This is a genomic window from Gordonia amarae NBRC 15530 (assembly GCF_000241345.1).
Classification (GTDB): domain Bacteria; phylum Actinomycetota; class Actinomycetes; order Mycobacteriales; family Mycobacteriaceae; genus Gordonia; species Gordonia amarae.
This window is the reverse complement of the sequence record NZ_BAED01000063.1, coordinates 162552-179744: the sequence shown is the minus strand read 5'-3', so window position 1 is coordinate 179744 and position 17193 is coordinate 162552. Positions and strand designations below refer to the sequence as shown.

Sequence of the window (17193 nt, the reverse complement as noted above, 5' to 3'; positions counted from 1 at the left end):
CCGTGGTTGCGGGCCAGGTAGTGGGCGGTGGCCAGGCCGTGCCCGCCGCCGCCGACGATCACCACATCGTAGTTCGACTTGGGTTCGGGGTTGTGCCACAAGAAGTCTGGATGGTGTGGCAGGTCTGCACCGGGGGCTGTCATGGCGGGCCGTCCTTGCGCTTTCTGGTGGTCTGTGGGGTTTTCGAGTCTAGAAGTCGATGACGACGGGTGTGAGGGGTTCGGAGCAGCAGAGCAGGATCTTGCCCTGCGCGATCTCGCGCGGCCGGATACCGCCCTGATGATTCATCACCACCTCGCCCGAGGTCTTGGTGACTTTGCACGCACCGCACAGCCCGACGCCGCACGTCGACGGCAGCGTCACCCCGGCCGCTGCGGCGGCGGCCAGGATCGTGGTGCCCTCACCGACACTGATCCGGCGGGCCCGGCGGGTGAAGTCGACGGTCATCGCCCCGTCGATGTCGGCGGTGTCCGGCGGCGGTAGTTTCAGGCCGTAGCTTTCCTCGTGGATCCGGGTCAGACTGCCGCCCGCGGCAACCAGCGCGGTACGCACTCGGCTACGGAATTGGCCAGGGCCGCACAGGAATACCACGCGTTCGGCGATGTCGGGGCACCAGCTCGCGAGCATCCCGGCGTCGATCCGGCCACGATGGCCCCGGAAACTGGTGTCGCTGTAGGTGGTGGGTTCGCCGGCGGCGTCGAGGCGGGTGCAGGCGAACGCCACCGTCACGTTCGGATTGTTGACGGCGATCTGATCGAGCTCGGCGCGGAACGGGATGTCGTCGAAGGTGCGGGCGCTGTGAATGAACACGATGTCGGGGCCGGCTTCCGGCATGTCGGCGTCGGTGGCCGCTCTTAGCATCGACATCACCGGTGTGATGCCGCTGCCGGCGGAGATGAACAGGTATTTGTCCGCGGGTATGCTGCGGTAGCTGAATCGGCCCAGCGGCCCGGACGCGGTGACCGTCATCCCCGGTTCCATGTTGTCGTGCAACCAGTTCGACACGTGGCCGCCGGCCACCCGCTTCACCGAGATCGACAGGGTGTCCGGGCGGGTGGGGGACGAGGAGATGCTGTAGCAGCGTTCCACACGGCGACCGTCGACGTCGAGGCCGATGGTGAGGAACTGGCCGGGATTGAACACGAACGTGCGGGGTTCGACGGCGCGGAAGGTGAACGTCGCCATGTCCCGGGTGACGGGCGCGCGTTCGGTGCACACCAGCAGATGGTCGTCGGTCACCGTCACGAGGCCGCTGCCTTCCCGGCCATATGCGAGCCCATGTCCATCGGGGCTGTACCGGGTTCGGCGGCCGCGACACCCATATTGGTGCGCAGAGTGGTGATGTACCAGTTGACGAATGCCTCCACCAGGACCTCCGACGGTCCGTACGGCCCGGGAAGGTAGGCGGGACTGGAGATGCCCTGGTGGGCGAGGGCGACGAAGTCGGCGTCCTGCTGGTTGGTGATCTCCCAGACGTTCGTGAGCCGGTTGAGGTCGTAGTCGACGCCTTCGACGGCGTCGCGGTGCACCAGCCAGGTGGTGCGCACCAGCGTCTTGTCGGGGGCGATGGGGATCACCGAGAACAGCAGACCGTGGTCGCTGGTGATGTGCAGCCACATATTGGGTTGCAGGTGCATTGACACGCGACCGAGTTTGCGTTCGGGCAGGTCGTCGGTGAGCAGTTTGGCGCAGGCGAGCGATCCGTCGAGGGTGAACGATTCGCCGGCCAGATCCATCGCCTCGCGTTCGATGTGGAATCCCGTTGGGCGCGTATCGAGTTGGAAGATGTTTCGGTGCGGTAGGCCGTACCGGTCCCAGACCTCGGTGAGTTCGGCGGTGGAGATGCGGTAGCGGTTGAACACCGGCGCGAGCCGGTCGGGGACGGTGTCGGTGCTGCTGTATCCCCAGATGGGAAAGAAGACGTTCAGCAGTTCGGGGTGCCCGTTGCAGTGGTAGCACTCCCGATTGTTCTCCATGGTCAGTTTCCAGTTGCCGTTCTCGACGATATCGGTCTGTTTGGCCACCTTTGCCTGTGCGAGATTGTGCGGGGCGAGGTAGGGCTCGACGATCTCGGCCACCTCATCGATGTCGGTGGGTGCCTCGTCGGCGAGGCAGATGAACACCAGTCCGGCGATGGTGCGGACGTGAACGGACCTGAGCGTGAAGCATTTCCGGTCGAAACCGGAGTCCTGGGCATCGGCGTACGTGAGGTGTCCGTCGGCGTCGTACGTCCACGAGTGGTAAGTGCAGACTATGGTGCCGGTGGCGCCGCGCGGTTCGGTGATCAGGCGGGCGCCGCGGTGCCGGCACACATTGTGGTGGGCACGGACGGTGTTGTCGTCGGCGCGGATGACGATCACCGACTGGGTGCCGAAGTTCACGGTGACGAAGTCGCCGGGTTCGGGGATCTCGGCTTCGGCGGCCACGAAGAGCCACTGTTTGGAGAACACCTCATCGACGTCGTGCTGGAACCACTCTGGGCTCACATAGAACGGCGCGGGCAGGCTCCGGCCGGTTTCCCTGGCGGCGAGCAGTTCCCGGTGGTCCGGGCGCAGGGGTGCAAGCATCGGCGAAGTACTTTCTCTGCCAAAAGAATCAGGGACTGTGCTGGCATCCCGATGGGTGCCGGCGGCGGTGTCGATGTGCGGTGACGGTGGGCGTGTTGTTGCGACCAGCGCAACGGTGCGCGAGTCATGCAACAATGGTGGGGCCTGTGCATTGCGTTGTCAATCCGGATGTGAGACCGTGAATCCGGTGTCGGCCAGTGGTCACGACGAACCCGCTCGACGCCCGTCAGCAGGTGGCCCTCGCCGCTGACCGAGTGTCTCCCTCTGCCGGTTGAGGTGCGAGGAGCGTCAGCGACGAGCCTCGAAACCCGGTGAGCGGGCATTGTCGTCTCCCCGGATCGGTCCCCACGTCCGACTGACGCATCCACCCCGACTCCGGTTGAGGTGCCCCGGCTCTGCCGGTTGAGGTGCCCCGGCTCTGCCGGTTGAGGTGCCCCGGCTCTGCCGGTTGAGGTGCGAGGAGCGCAAGCGACGAGCCTCGAAACCCCGCAAGACAACCGAGTCCCCCACCACAACGTTCCGCAGTACACTGTTTATCGAGGTCACAGCCATGCCCGTCAGCGTTATCGAACTGTTCAGCATCGGTATCGGACCATCGAGTTCCCATACCGTCGGACCCATGCGTGCCGCGCAACGCTTCGTCGACGACCTCACCGAACGCGGCCTGCTCGCCGAGCCGATCCGGGTGGAGTGCGAACTCTTCGGTTCCCTCGCCGCCACCGGGGCCGGCCACGGCACCCTCGACGCGGTGTTGTTGGGCCTCGAGGGCCTGCGCCCGGAGACCATCTCCACCGAGACCAAACAGCAGCGCCTGGCCTGGATGGCCCTGCACCACCGGATCCGGCTCGGTGGATTGCTCGAGATCCCGTTCACCACCGACGACATCGTGTGCCGGGCGAACATCTTCCTGCCGGAACATCCCAACGCGATGACGTTGCGCGCCTTCGCGAACACCGAATCGCCGATCGCCGAATCACTGATCGTCACGGAGACCTACTTCTCGGTGGGTGGCGGCTTCGTCGTCACCGCCGCCGGGTTCGCCGCACTCTCCGACACCGACGCCGACGCCGACGACGCCGGCGTGCCGTACCGGTATTCCAGCGCGCGGCAACTGCTGGACCTGTGCGCGTCGTCGGGGCTCTCGATCGCCGAGATCACCCTCGCGAACGAGGCGCGGCAGCGCTCACCCGACGATGTCGGCAAGTATCTGCTGGAGATCGCCGACGTCATGCACGAGTGCGCGCGGCGCGGCATGATGACCGACGGTGTCCTGCCGGGCGGTCTGCAGGTGTCCCGGCGGGCGAAGGCGTGGTGGCAGCGCCTGGTGTACGAGGACCGGGACCGGGCGCCGGAGTTCGCCGAGGACTGGGTGAATCTGGTGGCACTGGCCGTCAACGAGGAGAACGCGGCCGGCGGCCGGGTGGTCACCGCCCCCACCAACGGTGCCGCCGGGATCGTGCCCGCCGTGCTGCATTACGCGCGCCGCTACACCGAGGCCGGTCGCGCCGACCCCGATGATGCGACGATCCGCTACCTGCTCACCGCGGGTGCGGTGGGTGCGCTCATCAAGGAGCACGCCTCGATCTCCGGTGCCGACGTCGGCTGCCAGGGCGAGGTGGGTTCGGCCGCCGCGATGGCCGCCGCCGGCCTGGCCGAGGTGCTCGGCGGAACCCCGGAGCAGGTGGAGAACGCGGCCGAGATCGCGATGGAACACAGCCTGGGCCTGACCTGCGATCCGATCGGCGGGCTGGTGCAGATCCCGTGCATCGAACGCAACGCGATCTCCGCGGGCCGGGCGATCAACGCCGCCCGGATGGCGTTGCGCGGCGACGGCACCCACCGCGTCAGCCTCGATCAGGTGATCGCGACGATGCGCGACACCGGCCGCGACATGCACACCAAATACAAAGAAACCGCAACTGGTGGCCTCGCGGTCCACGTCCCTCTCAACATCGTCGAATGCTGACCGCACCCGACCTTCGCTGGTTGAGGTGCGAGGAGCGCTAGCGACAAGCCTCGAAACCCCGTGAGCAAACAATGTCGACTCCCACACCCCGAGACCCAAACTAAGGGTTGGCTAACTTTAGCTAACGGGCTAGCCTCGGTATATGACCGCCACCACCGCGGGCGACCGCACCTACGGACTGTTCCTGAACATGGGTGCCAACCTGGCCCCCACCACGGCCGGGGTATTCGACCTGACGCTCCGCGAGGCCGTCGCCGCCGAACAACTCGGCTACGACGAACTGTGGGTCACCGAACACCACTTCATCAGGTTCGGCATCAACCCCAGCGCGCTGACGACAGCCGCATTCCTGCTCGGCCGCACCGAGCGGATCAGGGTCGGGACCGCGGTCACGCTGTCGCCGCTGCTGCATCCGGTGGAGATGGCCGAACGGTCCGCGCTGCTCGACCAGCTCAGCGGCGGCCGGTTCATCCTCGGCCTCGGACGCGGCGGCTACCGCAAGGACTACGAAGTCCTGGGCGTCGACTTCGCGCACTGGGATGAGGAGCCGATGTCGAGCGCGCGGCAGATCCTCGAACACTGGGCGCCGGGGTCGTTCCTGCAGCCGGAGCCGCTGACCCGGCCGCACCCCGAACTGCTGCTCGGCACCACCGGCGCCGCCGGAATGGAATTGGCCGCCCGCAATGGTCTTGCGCTGCAGCACTATTTCGCGATGCCCGCCGAGCCCCGCGTACAGATCGAGGAGGCGTATCGGTCGTTCGATCCGGTCGGCGATCCCCGCCACCTGCACACCCTGATCGTCGTCATCGACGACGCCCCCGACGCCCGGGACCGGCTGGCGAACGCCGCGCGGCAATCATTCAACGACGGCGACCATCCGCACGTCCCGCAGGCGCCCGAGTTCCACGTCGGCCCCGACGGCAAACCCCTCACCTCCGAGGATCAGGTGCAGATGGCCCTGAACGCCGCGATCGTCGGCCCGGTGAACCAGGTCGTCGACGAACTCGGCACCTTCATCGAGACCACCGGCGCCCGCCGCCTCGCCTTCTACACCGAGGCCACCACCGACGCCGGCATCACCATGCGCACCATCACCGATCTCGCCGAGAAGGTCATCCCCCAACTCTGAGCCGGTCGCGTCGGCATTATTGGTGGATAATCGGCTTCCATGTCCGCCATCAGAACCGCCCTCGTGATCCGTCACGTCGTATTCGAGGATCTCGGCGTATTCGATCCTGTGTTGCGCGAACTCGGCTACCGGATCGAGTACGTCGACGCCGGGTTCGGCCGCGTTGACGCCGGCGCGGTGTCGGAGGCGGACCTGCTCGTCGTGCTCGGCGGTCCCATCGGGGTGGGAGACCAGCAGGCGTACCCGTATCTGACGGACGAGATCAAGGCTATCGCGGACCGAATCGCTCTCGGCCGGCTGACGTTCGGGGTGTGTCTGGGGGCGCAGCTGATCGCGGCCGCACTCGGTGCGGCGGTCGAACCCACCGGTCGTTTCGAGGTCGGATACGCGCCGTTGACGCTCGCCGACGTCCCGGACAATCCGCTCGCACCGCTGGGTGACGTGCCGGTGCTGCATTGGCACGGTGACCAGTTCGCGATTCCCGACGGTGCGGTGTTGCTGGCGTCCACACCGGGATTCCCGCATCAGGCGTTCACGTTCGGGCCGGCCGTCCTCGCGCTCCAGTTCCATCTCGAAGCCGACCCTGACGGTCTGGAGCAGTGGCTTATCGGGTACGTCTCCGACCTGGCCGCCCATGGCATCGCCCCCGCGACCATCCGTGGCGACGCCGCGCGGTACGGGCCACAACTCGCCGACCGCGCGCGGCGCGTGCTCTCGGCATGGCTGACGGCGTCCGGCTCTGGATAGACCGCAGCTCCCCGGTCGTGCGACCGGGGAGCTGCGGGGCCGGTAATGCTGTGGCGGATCAGCTTTCGCAGGCGACGCCGTCATCGTCACCGTCGAGCGCCGACCGGTATCCGGGCTGCCCGCGGTACAGCGGGGCAGCACCGGCGGCCTTGGCCGCCTTGCAGTTCTGGTAGTAGACGTCGCTTGCCGGCGGCGGCGTCACCGGACGCGGTGTGGTGCGCGGCGGGGTGGTGGTGCGCGGCGGATTCGTGTTCCGGTTCGGCGCATTGTTCGGCGTCGAGTTCTGCGGAACCTTCGCACCGCACGACGACAGCACCCGGCGGATGGCGTCACGTTCGCCGGCGGTCACCCACAGCCCGTACACCTTCTTCACCTGCACCTGCTTGGCCACGTACGTGCAGCGGTACGACTTGTTCGACGGCAGCCACGTCGCGGCGTCGCCGTCCCGCTTCTGCGAGTTGGCGCGCCCCGACACGGCGAGCAGGTTCCGCGGATCGTTCGCGAAATCGCGGCGCTTGGACGCCGACCACTGCTGAGCGCCCTTCTGCCAGGCGTCCGACAGCGCGACGAGGTGATCGATCTGCACCTCCGCCGACCGCGGCCCGCGCACAAAGCTGATCACCGACCGCGTGTACGGATCGGTCAGCGTACCCGAGGCGACGACGCACCCGTTGGTGCCCGGTTTGATCTTCACCGACCGCAGGTCACGACGCAGAATGTCGTTCCGGGTGTCGCACCCGTTGCGGCCGTAGGTCACCGACACATTGTCGGCCCACGCCTCACCGAACTTGTTCCGGTCATACCCGGTCTTCGGGGCACGCCCCTTCACTTTCAACGAATTGAGTTCCTGCACCGCCGCATTAGCAGCCGGCGCCGCACCGGCCGGGGCCTCCGCGACGATGGTGGGAACGAGAACAGAACCAGCTACCGCGGCAACCGCCAGCAGTGCACCTGACAAACGCAAAATACTATCCCTTTACAACTGAACACATATCGAGCAAGACGGAATATACCCGAACACTCCGACATCCCGAGTAACCAACCGAACGGGGGTAGGCCAATGGACCAGAAACGACCCCCTGTCGATCCTCGGTGTCCCAACCACCAACCGTCCGTTCGGTAGGATGTTCGGATGGGGCGAATTCCGGGCTACTACGAGTGGGACGATGATGATCTGACGCCCGCACGCAAGAAGGAGGGAGGGTTCCACCAGAACCTCTTCGACGCCGACGGCAAACTGCGAGGCCACGCACGTTTCATACCTTCTGACAAGGTCGAACCCGATCCCGTATATTTGGCAGAGTACGTCACTGAACATGTGTACGTTCCAGCTGAAGAGAGGCGTCTGACACCGGAGCAACAGGAGTTGGCGGACCTTATCAGTGAGGTTCTCCTTGTCTTCTTAGCCAAAGGCATCGACCGAGCCAAGCCGCATGTCAAGAGATGGTGGACAGAATCGGGTCGTCCATTCGTGAGCGAACGACGAACGCGGTTGGTCGAGCGGCTTCCGAAGCGTGCGCCGAAGGCAAGCCGCGCGGTTGCCAACCCTCACGGGGGAGCCACCTCCGATCAGTCTCCAGCTGACAATGCCATGGCCGTTCTTCGTCCGAAGATGTCGAGCGCCGAAGCTCAAGCTCGATACCTTGCGGCAATGGCTGCCCGCGCTTTCAGTGAAGAGCAGATGAAGATGGTTAGACGCGCAGACATCATCGATGCCGAAGACGTCGTTGAAATCGAGAGGAAGATTGCCGAGCTGCCGCCCCACGAAGTGCGTGAATTGATGTCCAAGATGGTCACCGATCCTACGATGCTCAGCGAAGCCGCCCTGGCGGAATTGGCGAGCGCGCTCGCGCGAGCGAACCGCGCCGATCAGCATTGGGCGAATCAACTGCCGTGTGACGACGACTGAGTGGTTCCGGCGTGCTTCCACCTACACCTGGTGCGCCTCCTCGGTTCCAGTGGACACCGGAGTAAGTGGGGCTGAGGTTCCCGCTGGAAGGACGGCAGCATTGTCTGGGAGTCCGCCGAACATCTGAATTGCTGGGGCATTCAGCGGGGTGAGGCGGACGAGAAGCTACTCTTCCAGGCGGATACGCTTGGGCTTAGCGCCGGGGACAAACCTAACTCCCGGGACGTTACCCATCCTCACCGCTGCATCTATTGCACCGCCACTTATCTCGCCAGCTTGGTAGTCCGTGGTTGCATGATCGCGGATTTCCGCGATTCGGAACTCAGTGCCGATGGGAACCCGGCGTAAGACTTCAAGCACATGACTTGCGACCGCTCCGTTTGGCCGACGTGTCCCTGTGGGTTGGTGACTTGGTTCCGGCTGCAAGGGGAAGGCCGAGGTCGGGTGAAGAGTGTCCCGTTGATCGTGAAAACTCGATGATGACGTGAGGTCGGTCCGAGGTAGCGCGTCATCAGCCTCGAAGGCTTCGTCATCGTCATCAGGAAGTTCTGCCTCTATGGGTGCGACGTCGGTGAAATGCGGAGAAGCTTCAGTGGAAACTGTCAATCCAAGGAGTTGATTGAGAATTCTGGCCAGACCGACTTGCCGAGCTTCAATAAAAGCGGGGAAATTCTTGATTGACCATAATGTAGAATCAATGGGAACCTGTTGCTCTTCAAGGCGTTCGGGCGGTATTGTCGGTAAGTACGCTGCGGGGCTCTTGGCCGATATGGACCTATTTGAAGAACTGAATATGAACGCGAGATTTCCAATAGAATTGGTAAGATCCGTACCGTAGGTACTAGTTACCTTAGTCTTGGGGAAGATATGATGATATTCAATCCTGGAGCCCGATGTCATTGGCGCAGAGCTCAGTGATTGATTACTCTTCCAATCCTTGACGGAACGCTGGAGGGCTGCGATGTAGAGCAGATTGAACCATGCCGAGCTCATCTTCTTGCTTGATAGTTCTTCGGGATCGATCGGGGTGTCTACGGGGCGTGCACCAGAGGCCCGCCGCACGAGACCCGTCAGGGTGTCGAGAAAACTTGATGTTGAATCGACAGCAGATCGTAGTGACTTCGAATCGGCATCGAGCTTTCCCTCGACCTGGTTGGAGTAGTAGCTGAACGCCATGGCGGTATAGACCCAACGTTTCAGTGTCGCCGCTTCCATCCTATCGAGGCGACCATTTCTCAGAAACAGTAGATACGCAGGTATTACCACGACGTTCGGACTGGTGAGTACTGCGGATCTGGGGATACTGCATTCTCCCTTTAGGAAGTCAACTGCATATCGGAGTGCCTTCTCGGTCTCGGCCCAATGCAACTTGAGTTTGTCGCCGGTTATTGCCTTGTCGATGAGTTTGATTGAGTGAGAACCGGTGCCTGCCAGTATGCCAGTCAGGCGGAGCACTGCTTCCCGGTCAAGTGAGAAGTTCTGAAAATTGAGTTCATCATTGAACTGATCAATGACATCAAGTCCGTCGGGCCATCGTGCCGCAATTGCGCTGAGAACCAGATCGCCTTTGGATAGCCGACGTCCACCTTGATTTACTCGAGTAAAGATCTCAGCAACCTCCTCGTAGTCGTCGGACTCCACGGTCACAACAGGCACTTCCTTCTGTCGGATGCTGTGGACATTCCGAATCCTGTCGTAGTAGGTGTCGTATGTAGGATCATCGCGGTCAATTCCAGCGGCAGAGAGTAGCTGCGCGAACTGAGGTGTTTCACTCATCAGTTGTGTAACTCGGAGTAGCCGCCGGTTGCGTCGTTGTACGGCACTGGCGTTCAGGAACTCTTGGGTGTCGATATTGAAACGCACGTCGAGATGAGTGGTTGTTCGGTCTGGAGCGATCACTGCGGCCAATGATGTCAAGCGTTGCTGGCCATCGAGCAGCACGGAGGGTTGCAGCTGGACCTCATGTCCTTGTATAACTGCCGCCTTCTTGAGCGGCACGTCAAGGGTCGTCTTCCAAACGAGGAGAGAGCCGACAGGATAGTCCTTGTACAGAGAATCCAAAAGGAAGGGGACCTGTGCCTTCTTCCACACGTAGCTGCGCTGGATAGACGGAATCACGAGCCGGCCGTCGAGGAGGTGGCGAACTTGGGTGATGAGGGACTCTGTTGCTAGGCCCATGATGGATTCCTTTGTCTAAGCTGCTGCGAGCAGTGGCTCGTTTCATATTAGCTTCAAAGTCTCATGAGGACTGAAGGCGGGGGATCTATACGTGGCGGGGCGGAGCCCCGCCCAGAAGTTGAGGACGGTGCACCGCAGACACATCGAGCATCCCGGTCAGCTCAGCAGTCCACGCCCCCACGTTCGGTTCGGTCAGGTCGTAGGCGGGAGTCCACCTGCGGGAGCGGCCGGTCAATCACCTGGGCGGCGGTAGTCCAGAGCCCAGAACCCACCGAATGTTCCAGATGGTGGTCGGTGAGGTAGTCCAGGAACTCGCGGGTGCCGCCTGCCGAATTGGTGCGGACTAGCACCGATTCGGCCTGTATACGTACCTGGGTCAGGGCCTGTTTGGTGACCGCGACTTCCCTATGCGCTGGTTCCCGTCTTCTTCGGCCTCGGCGGCTCCGGCAACGAGGGGGTGGGCCTGCTCGTCGGTGTCTTGCCCCGCTGGATGATCTCACCAATCTTCTGGCTAAACTTGTTCTCGCCCTGGGGGTCCACACCCTGGATGGCTCGCGTCCCACAGCTCTCCGCATCGCCGACGAGGTCTTCGGCGAGAGCTTGGGCGGGCGCGAGGGCTGCCGTGTGCGCAATAGTCACCGACTTTGTTGTCACTAGCACTGAAGGCAGACAGAGGAATCCGCCGTGGTGAAGGCCCTTTGCCTGCGCCTGGAACCGCACCGGGTGTAGCTCCGCAAGGGGGCAGCGCGGTCATCGGCCCACGGTTGACGAGTGTGGCCATGCATAGAGCCAGTGCAATGCTTGGCCCGTTCTGCTGGTTCTCGGAGTTTGCTTCCGTGGGCAAGTCGCACGGTGACATGGTCAGCGGATGGGCGTCGGCCCGAGCGGTCGTGCCGAGCTCGTGCGACCAAGGAGGAGCCGGCGACCGAGGATGCTTTCCACCCCGTTCTGACCACAACCGCCGGCGATGTGGGAGCGGGACCGCTGAGGTCGAGGCTGCATCATGTGCGGTCCGCCGACGTTACCGACAGCACCGCGCAGACCACCGGCATGCAGCGGTTCGCGGCGATCAGCGGAGCCATCCGTGGGATCGGAGAAGATCTGGATCGGTGAGACACACGTGGCCGCGCGCACGGCCTCCGACAATCACCATAACGGCGAGTCGAAGACCGCGATCTTCATCCGAAGCGGTAACCCCGAATTCGTGTTTCACGACGGAACCGACGAGGTTCGCATCAGCACCGGACCCGGCGATTACATCTTTGTTCCGTCGTTCGTCCCGCATCGCAAGGAAATTCGGACCCAGACAATCCCGCTATGGTGGTGATTGCCCGCAGCACTCAGGAGGTGATCGTCGTCAACCTGCCGACTCTCTACGCACTGCTATCGCCAGTCAGCACTGTCGGTAGCTCGAGGAGCGAGTCGATGATCGTCGCCCGAGACGACTCGGGGCGGCGGGCGTGCAGGTGGCCCCACGGTCCGCGGCGGATCAGGATGGGCCGCATACCCGCATCGGCGGCGGGCAGGACATCGTTGTCAATGCGGTCGCCGACATAGGCGATATTCTGCGGTGGCATCCCGGCCAGCTCGGCGGCCGCGACGAAGAATTCGGGTTCGGGTTTCTCGACGCCGAGTTCGGCGGAGTTACGGATGACGTCGATCGGCAGATCCATGGCACGCAGGGATTCGAGCGCCCGCGGCGGCTGATTGCCGGCGATCACGAGTCGCAACCCCAGCTTTCGTAGTTGCGTCAACGCAGGGCGCACATCGGGATACAGGTCGTCGGCGTCGAAGCCGTTGCGCAGCCCGCCCGGGTCGTCGGTCTCCCAGGCCGCGTCCTCGGCGGCCACGTCGATGCCAGGGCGGACGAGTTCGAAGGCGTCCTCGACCGGTCGGTCGCCGGCCGCGCACGCCCCGAGCGCACCGAGGAACGTCAGCGGGGTGACCCCGAGCCTGTCCGCCCACCGCAACCAGAGCCGCGATTCGTCGACGAGGGTCTCACCGACGTCGAAGACGACGGCGCGGATAGCGGCTGTGGGTCTCGACGCGGGGGATTCACTCATGGCCGTCGAGCTTACGGGGCGCGCTCCGGGGAACGCGCTCCTGGGAATGTGCCCCGGGAGCCCGGCGGCCGGTGGCATAGTCGGCGAGTAGGTCCAGCCGGGTGAGCCCGGTTCAGCCGAGAGACTGCTTGACCGAGGAGAAGCCCTGATGCCTGATGCGTTCCATCCTGACCTGACCACGACCGCCGACGAGGCGACCGGGGCATCGTTGCGGTCGCGACTGCATCATGTGCGGGCCGCCGATGTTTCCGGCAGCACCGCACAGACGACCGGCATGCAGCGGTTCGCCGCGATCAGCGGCGCCACCGTCGGGTCGGAGAAGATCTGGATGGGCGAAACCCATGTCGCCCCGAGCACCGCGTCGGACAACCACCATCACGGCGAGTCGGAGACGGCGATCTTCATCCGCAGCGGCAACCCGGAGTTCGTCTTCCATGACGGCACCGACGAGGTGCGTATCGCGACCGCGCCCGGCGATTACATTTTTGTCCCGCCGTTCGTGCCGCACCGCGAGGAGAACCCCGACCCGGACAATCCGGCGGTGGTGGTGATCGCCCGCAGTACCCAGGAGGCGATCGTCGTCAATCTGCCCACGCTCTACGCGCTGGAGGAGTGACAGCTCACTTCCAGACCCGAGAAGCACACCACCAACTGAACGGAGCCGTCCACATGTCCGAGCCGACCACCAACCCTGACCACACCGGCACCCCTGAACCGATCACCGCCCTGGATCTGCCCGCGCAGGAACTCAGCGAGGCCACCCGCAAGTACTTCGCGATCTGTCAGGAAAAGCTGGGCATGGTGCCGAATGTCCTGCAGGCGTACACCTTCGACGAGGAGAAGCTGCGCGCCTTCACCGGCATGTACAACGACCTGATGCTCGGCGATTCCGGCCTGTCGAAGCTGGAGCGGGAGATGATCGCGGTGGTGGTGTCGTCAGTCAACAAGTGCTACTACTGCCTCACCGCACACGGCGCCGCGGTACGGCAACTGTCCGGAGACCCGCTGCTCGGTGAGCAGATGGTGATGAATTTCCGCGCGGCCGCGCTCGACGCCAGGCAGCGGGCGATGCTGGAGTTCGCCGAGAAGGTCACCGAACAACCGGCCAAGCTCGATGAGGCAGACCGGCAGCGGTTGCGCGAGGCCGGGTTCAGCGACCGCGACATATTCGACATCTCCTCGACTGCGGCATTCTTCAACATGACCAACCGGGTGGCGTCGGCGATCGACATGCGGCCCAACATCGAGTACGCCGCGCAGTACCGCTGAGTTCAGCCGATCCGTCGCTCAGCCGATCCGCCAGAGGGGATTGACCGGCCCGTGGCCGGAGCCGAGCGGGTATGCCGCCTGCAGGCCACGGGTCACCCAGCGCTTACCGAACGCCACCGCGTCGGGCATCGAGAAGCCGTGCGCCAGTGCCGATGCCATCGCCGCTGACAGGGTGTCGCCGGCGCCGTGATCGTGCGGGGTGTCGATCCGGGGGTGGGTGAACTCGTGGAACTCGGTGCCGTCGAACAGCAGGTCGGGGCTGTGCGCCGACGACCGCAGGTGGCCGCCCTTGACGAGTGCCCAGCGGGCACCCAGCCCGTGCAGGGCGCGCGCCGCGTCGCGCTGGGTGGCGTCGTCGACCACGTCGATGCCGGTGATCAGCCGCACCTCGTCGAGGTTCGGTGTGACTACCGTGGCGATGGGGAACAGGGTGTTGCGCAAGGTATCCAGTGCCTCGGCCGCCAGCAGCGGATCGCCGTGCATCGACGCGCATACCGGGTCGACCACCAGCGGGATGGTGCCGTCGCCGCCGATGCTCAGCGGGGCGCAGGCGGCGACGACGGCCTCGATGATCGCACTTGAGGCGAGCATCCCGGTCTTGGCGGCCCCGATCCCGATATCGGTGACCACGCTGGTGATCTGACCCGCCACCACCGCGGGTTCGATCTCCTGAAATCCCTGTACGCCCAGGGAGTTCTGCACGGTGACGGCGGTGACGGCGACGCACCCGTGTACGCCGAGTGTGGCGAACGTACGCAGATCCGCCTGCATCCCGGCCCCGCCACCCGAGTCCGACCCGGCGATGGTCATCACCCGCACAGGAGTGACACCCTTTGGTGCAGTGTTTAATTCAGTCACACGACCCCCATCTTGATCCCTGAGGCTGAAGCGACGAAGGAGCGAAGGTCTCGAAGGGTCCGGTGACGCTCTGCACATGAGGTGACCACCTCACACCGACCGTCGGTCATAACGGTCACGACGCCGAGGTGGTTTCCAGCGGCAGGTACACCCGGTTGCCCTGCTCGGCGAACTCCGCCGACTTGGCCGCCATCTCCGCAGTGATCTTGCGGTCGATGTCCTCGGCGGTCACCAGGTTGTTCTCCTCGGCGTAGGTGCGCACGTCGGCACTGATCCGCATGGAGCAGAACTTGGGGCCGCACATCGAGCAGAAGTGCGCGGTCTTGGCGGGTTCGGCGGGCAGTGTCTCGTCGTGGTATTCGCGGGCGGTGTCCGGGTCGAGGGCGAGGTTGAACTGGTCGGTCCAGCGGAACTCGAAGCGCGCCTGCGAGAGCGCGTTGTCGCGGTCCTGCGCCCGCGGGTGTGCCTTGGCGAGGTCGGCGGCGTGGGCGGCGATCTTGTAGGTGATCACACCTACCTTCACATCGTCGCGGTCGGGCAGCCCCAGATGCTCCTTCGGGGTGACGTAGCACAGCATCGCGGTGCCGGCCTGCGCGATCATCGCCGCGCCGATCGCGGAGGTGATGTGGTCGTAGGCGGGTGCGATGTCGGTGGCCAGGGGCCCGAGGGTGTAGAACGGGGCCTCCTCACACAGCTCTTCCTCGAGTCGGACGTTCTCGACGATCTTGTGCATCGGAACGTGTCCGGGTCCTTCGATCATCACCTGCACGCCATAGCTTTTCGCGATCGTCGTGAGTTCGCCGAGGGTGCGCAGTTCGGCGAACTGGGCCTCGTCGTTGGCGTCGGCGACGGAGCCGGGACGCAGGCCGTCGCCGAGGGAGAAGGTGATGTCGTAGCGGGCGAAGATTTCGCACAGTTCGCCGAAGTGGGTGTACAGGAACGATTCCTCATGGTGCGCCAGGCACCAGGCGGCCATGATCGATCCGCCGCGCGAGACGATACCGGTGACCCGGCGGGCGGTGAGCGGCACGTACCGCAGCAGCACCCCGGCATGCACGGTCATATAGTCGACGCCCTGCTCGGCCTGCTCGATCACGGTGTCGCGGTAGAGCTCCCACGTCAGCTTCGTAGGATCGCCGTTCACCTTCTCCAGCGCCTGGTAGATCGGCACGGTGCCCACCGGCACGGGGGAGTTGCGCATGATCCATTCGCGGGTGAGGTGGATGTCCTTGCCGGTGGACAGGTCCATGATGGTGTCGGCGCCCCAGCGGGTGGCCCACACCATCTTCTCCACTTCCTCCGAGATATCGCTGCGCACAGCGGAATTGCCGATGTTCGCGTTGACCTTCACCGCGAAGCGTTTGCCGATGATCATCGGTTCCGATTCGGGGTGGCGGTGGTTGGCGGGGATCACCGCCCGCCCGGCGGCCACCTCCTCCCGCACGATCTCGGGGTCGAAACCCTCTCGGGCGGCGACGAAACGCATCTCGTCGGTGACGATTCCGGCTCGTGCCCAAGCCAATTGGGTGCAGGCGCGGCGGTCCGAGCCGGTGTCCGCGGACGCTGCTGCGGGCCGGTGCCAGGAGTCGCGGACCGGCGGGAGGCCGCGTTCGACGTCGATGCGTTCGGACGGGTCGGTGTATGGCCCGGAGGTGTCGTACACGTCGAGATGATCGCCGTTGGTGAGTTCGATGCGCCGCTGCGGCACCCGCAGGTTCCCGGTGGCGCCGTCGATGTCGAGGTACTGCTTGTGGCTGCCGGCGATCGGGCCGGTGGTGATGGTTCCCCGACCGTCGGCGGGTGTGTTGGTGGGTGTGTTGCTCGTTGCAGACAGACCTGTACCCATGGTGCTCTCTCCCTACGCCGGCATTACCCGGACAGGTTCAGGCGGTCGGCGGCCGCCTGCCACCATCTCAGCCCCCGGTGATCGTGGGAGCCCCCGCGTGTTCATTTGTGTGGTCGAGCCCGGTGTGCGATCAGCCCTGTCGTGGGTGTCGCGATTGGCTGGGGCTCGACGGCCAGCGTAGTCGGTCGTGCGTGGCGGGGCGTGGCGGCCTGTGAATTTTCCTCGTGCAAACAATGGCAAGCACCGCTACTATGTGACCCGTATCACAAGTGTCCTGAGAGGTAGAGCCCGTGCAGCGCAAGACCCAGCCCGCCCGGCCGACGCAGTCGGCACAGGCGGTTCTGCATCAGATCTCCCAGGTGGTGCACAACGCCGAACGCGACCGGTTCGAACTGTGGGTGGCCGGAGACCTGGTGGGGGTGCTGGGCTACTCCTCCGAGATCATCGACGGCAAACCCACCATCTCCGTGATGCACACCGTCATCTACGACGAGTACACCGGGCAGGGTCTCGGGTCGCGCCTGGTCCGTGGCCTCGTCGGCTACGTCAAACACTGTGACGCGCGCCTGCGTCCGGTGTGCAGCTTCACCAAGCGCTACGTCGATGCCCACCCCGGCGTCGTCGAACTGGCCGCAGTCTAGGACGTCAGTACCCTGGGTCC

General features: G+C 64.5%; 14 protein-coding genes, 2 pseudogenes and 1 riboswitch. Of the genes and pseudogenes, 8 read left to right on the top strand and 8 right to left on the bottom strand.

Annotation, left to right across the window (positions count from 1 at the left end):
- The 3 genes and pseudogenes from GOAMR_RS25665 to GOAMR_RS19320 form a co-directional block, all read right to left on the bottom strand.
- Positions 1 to 143, bottom strand: a pseudogene (locus GOAMR_RS25665) (sarcosine oxidase subunit beta); the annotation flags it as partial.
- A 46-nt stretch (positions 144 to 189) separates the two neighbouring features.
- Complete coding sequence (locus tag GOAMR_RS19325) at positions 190 to 1239, bottom strand: FAD-binding oxidoreductase (RefSeq protein WP_040515866.1); 1050 nt, start codon at positions 1237 to 1239, stop codon at positions 190 to 192.
- A 2-nt stretch (positions 1240 to 1241) separates the two neighbouring features.
- Positions 1242 to 2567, bottom strand: a complete 1326-nt coding sequence (locus tag GOAMR_RS19320) for an aromatic ring-hydroxylating oxygenase subunit alpha (RefSeq protein WP_005191839.1) — start codon at positions 2565 to 2567, stop codon at positions 1242 to 1244.
- A gap of 550 nt (positions 2568 to 3117) precedes the next feature.
- On the opposite strand from GOAMR_RS19320, the gene GOAMR_RS19315 reads away from it, so the two are divergent.
- The 3 genes from GOAMR_RS19315 (at position 3118) to GOAMR_RS19305 (ending at position 6409) form a co-directional block, all read left to right on the top strand.
- Positions 3118 to 4533 (top strand): L-serine ammonia-lyase, encoded by a 1416-nt coding sequence (locus GOAMR_RS19315; protein ID WP_005191826.1) that lies wholly within the window; start codon positions 3118 to 3120, stop codon positions 4531 to 4533.
- Positions 4534 to 4675: 142 nt separating this feature from the next.
- Complete coding sequence (locus GOAMR_RS19310) at positions 4676 to 5662, top strand: LLM class flavin-dependent oxidoreductase (protein WP_005191823.1); 987 nt, start codon at positions 4676 to 4678, stop codon at positions 5660 to 5662.
- A gap of 39 nt (positions 5663 to 5701) precedes the next feature.
- A complete protein-coding gene (locus GOAMR_RS19305; protein ID WP_040515831.1) occupies positions 5702 to 6409 on the top strand; it encodes a glutamine amidotransferase in 708 nt (235 codons plus the stop codon).
- Between the two features lie 58 nt (positions 6410 to 6467).
- On the opposite strand, the gene GOAMR_RS19300 is transcribed toward GOAMR_RS19305, so the two are convergent.
- Positions 6468 to 7373, bottom strand: coding sequence for a GmrSD restriction endonuclease domain-containing protein (locus tag GOAMR_RS19300; RefSeq protein ID WP_005191812.1), 906 nt, complete (start codon positions 7371 to 7373; stop codon positions 6468 to 6470).
- Between the two features lie 168 nt (positions 7374 to 7541).
- On the opposite strand from GOAMR_RS19300, the gene GOAMR_RS19295 reads away from it, so the two are divergent.
- On the top strand, positions 7542 to 8318 hold the full coding sequence (locus GOAMR_RS19295; RefSeq protein ID WP_005191810.1) for a hypothetical protein: 777 nt from the start codon (positions 7542 to 7544) through the stop codon (positions 8316 to 8318).
- Positions 8319 to 8483: 165 nt separating this feature from the next.
- Here GOAMR_RS19295 and GOAMR_RS24330 read toward each other — a convergent pair whose 3' ends face one another.
- Positions 8484 to 10496 carry a DUF262 domain-containing protein gene (locus tag GOAMR_RS24330; RefSeq protein WP_005191809.1) on the bottom strand — a complete coding sequence of 671 codons (2013 nt, stop codon included), beginning with the start codon at positions 10494 to 10496 and terminating at the stop codon, positions 8484 to 8486.
- A gap of 969 nt (positions 10497 to 11465) precedes the next feature.
- Between GOAMR_RS24330 and GOAMR_RS19280 the strand changes: the two are divergent.
- Positions 11466 to 11888: pseudogene (locus tag GOAMR_RS19280) on the top strand (cupin domain-containing protein); the annotation flags it as partial.
- Here GOAMR_RS19280 and GOAMR_RS19275 read toward each other — a convergent pair.
- Complete coding sequence (locus GOAMR_RS19275; protein ID WP_005191803.1) at positions 11870 to 12559, bottom strand: HAD family hydrolase; 690 nt, start codon at positions 12557 to 12559, stop codon at positions 11870 to 11872. The pseudogene GOAMR_RS19280 and the gene GOAMR_RS19275 overlap by 19 nt on opposite strands.
- Before the next feature lie 148 nt (positions 12560 to 12707).
- On the opposite strand from GOAMR_RS19275, the gene GOAMR_RS19270 reads away from it, so the two are divergent.
- Together GOAMR_RS19270 and GOAMR_RS19265 are read left to right on the top strand one after the other, a co-directional pair.
- Positions 12708 to 13175 carry a cupin domain-containing protein gene (locus tag GOAMR_RS19270; RefSeq protein WP_005191801.1) on the top strand — a complete coding sequence of 156 codons (468 nt, stop codon included), beginning with the start codon at positions 12708 to 12710 and terminating at the stop codon, positions 13173 to 13175.
- Between the two features lie 53 nt (positions 13176 to 13228).
- Positions 13229 to 13828 (top strand): peroxidase-related enzyme, encoded by a 600-nt coding sequence (locus tag GOAMR_RS19265; RefSeq protein ID WP_005191799.1) that lies wholly within the window; start codon positions 13229 to 13231, stop codon positions 13826 to 13828.
- A gap of 18 nt (positions 13829 to 13846) precedes the next feature.
- On the opposite strand, the gene thiD is transcribed toward GOAMR_RS19265, so the two are convergent.
- The gene (thiD, locus tag GOAMR_RS19260) at positions 13847 to 14638 is read right to left on the bottom strand and encodes a bifunctional hydroxymethylpyrimidine kinase/phosphomethylpyrimidine kinase (protein ID WP_244427451.1); all 792 of its coding nucleotides are present in this window, start codon (positions 14636 to 14638) and stop codon (positions 13847 to 13849) included.
- Between the two features lie 163 nt (positions 14639 to 14801).
- Entirely contained in the window at positions 14802 to 16532 is a 1731-nt protein-coding gene (thiC, locus tag GOAMR_RS19255) for a phosphomethylpyrimidine synthase ThiC (RefSeq protein WP_005191795.1), read from the bottom strand.
- Positions 16525 to 16639: riboswitch (TPP riboswitch) on the bottom strand. It overlaps the preceding gene by 8 nt.
- 183 nt (positions 16640 to 16822) lie before the next feature.
- On the opposite strand from thiC, the gene GOAMR_RS19250 reads away from it, so the two are divergent.
- Positions 16823 to 17173: a GNAT family N-acetyltransferase gene (locus GOAMR_RS19250; protein ID WP_005191794.1), complete on the top strand. Its 351-nt coding sequence runs from the start codon at positions 16823 to 16825 to the stop codon at positions 17171 to 17173.
- The last annotated feature ends 20 nt before the right edge of the window (positions 17174 to 17193 follow it).

What these genes read in the sequence shown, in the direction of transcription:
- GOAMR_RS19270 (WP_005191801.1), top strand. Translation starts at nt 12,708, where the DNA reads ATGCCTGATGCGTTCCATCCTGACCTGACCACGACCGCCGACGAGGCG.
- GOAMR_RS19275 (WP_005191803.1), bottom strand. Translation starts at nt 12,559, where the DNA reads ATGAGTGAATCCCCCGCGTCGAGACCCACAGCCGCTATCCGCGCCGTC.
- thiC (WP_005191795.1), bottom strand. Translation starts at nt 16,532, where the DNA reads ATGGGTACAGGTCTGTCTGCAACGAGCAACACACCCACCAACACACCC.
- GOAMR_RS19320 (WP_005191839.1), bottom strand. Translation starts at nt 2,567, where the DNA reads ATGCTTGCACCCCTGCGCCCGGACCACCGGGAACTGCTCGCCGCCAGG.
- GOAMR_RS19295 (WP_005191810.1), top strand. Translation starts at nt 7,542, where the DNA reads ATGGGGCGAATTCCGGGCTACTACGAGTGGGACGATGATGATCTGACG.
- GOAMR_RS19265 (WP_005191799.1), top strand. Translation starts at nt 13,229, where the DNA reads ATGTCCGAGCCGACCACCAACCCTGACCACACCGGCACCCCTGAACCG.
- GOAMR_RS19305 (WP_040515831.1), top strand. Translation starts at nt 5,702, where the DNA reads ATGTCCGCCATCAGAACCGCCCTCGTGATCCGTCACGTCGTATTCGAG.
- GOAMR_RS19310 (WP_005191823.1), top strand. Translation starts at nt 4,676, where the DNA reads ATGACCGCCACCACCGCGGGCGACCGCACCTACGGACTGTTCCTGAAC.
- thiD (WP_244427451.1), bottom strand. Translation starts at nt 14,638, where the DNA reads ATGACCATCGCCGGGTCGGACTCGGGTGGCGGGGCCGGGATGCAGGCG.
- GOAMR_RS19315 (WP_005191826.1), top strand. Translation starts at nt 3,118, where the DNA reads ATGCCCGTCAGCGTTATCGAACTGTTCAGCATCGGTATCGGACCATCG.
- GOAMR_RS24330 (WP_005191809.1), bottom strand. Translation starts at nt 10,496, where the DNA reads ATGGGCCTAGCAACAGAGTCCCTCATCACCCAAGTTCGCCACCTCCTC.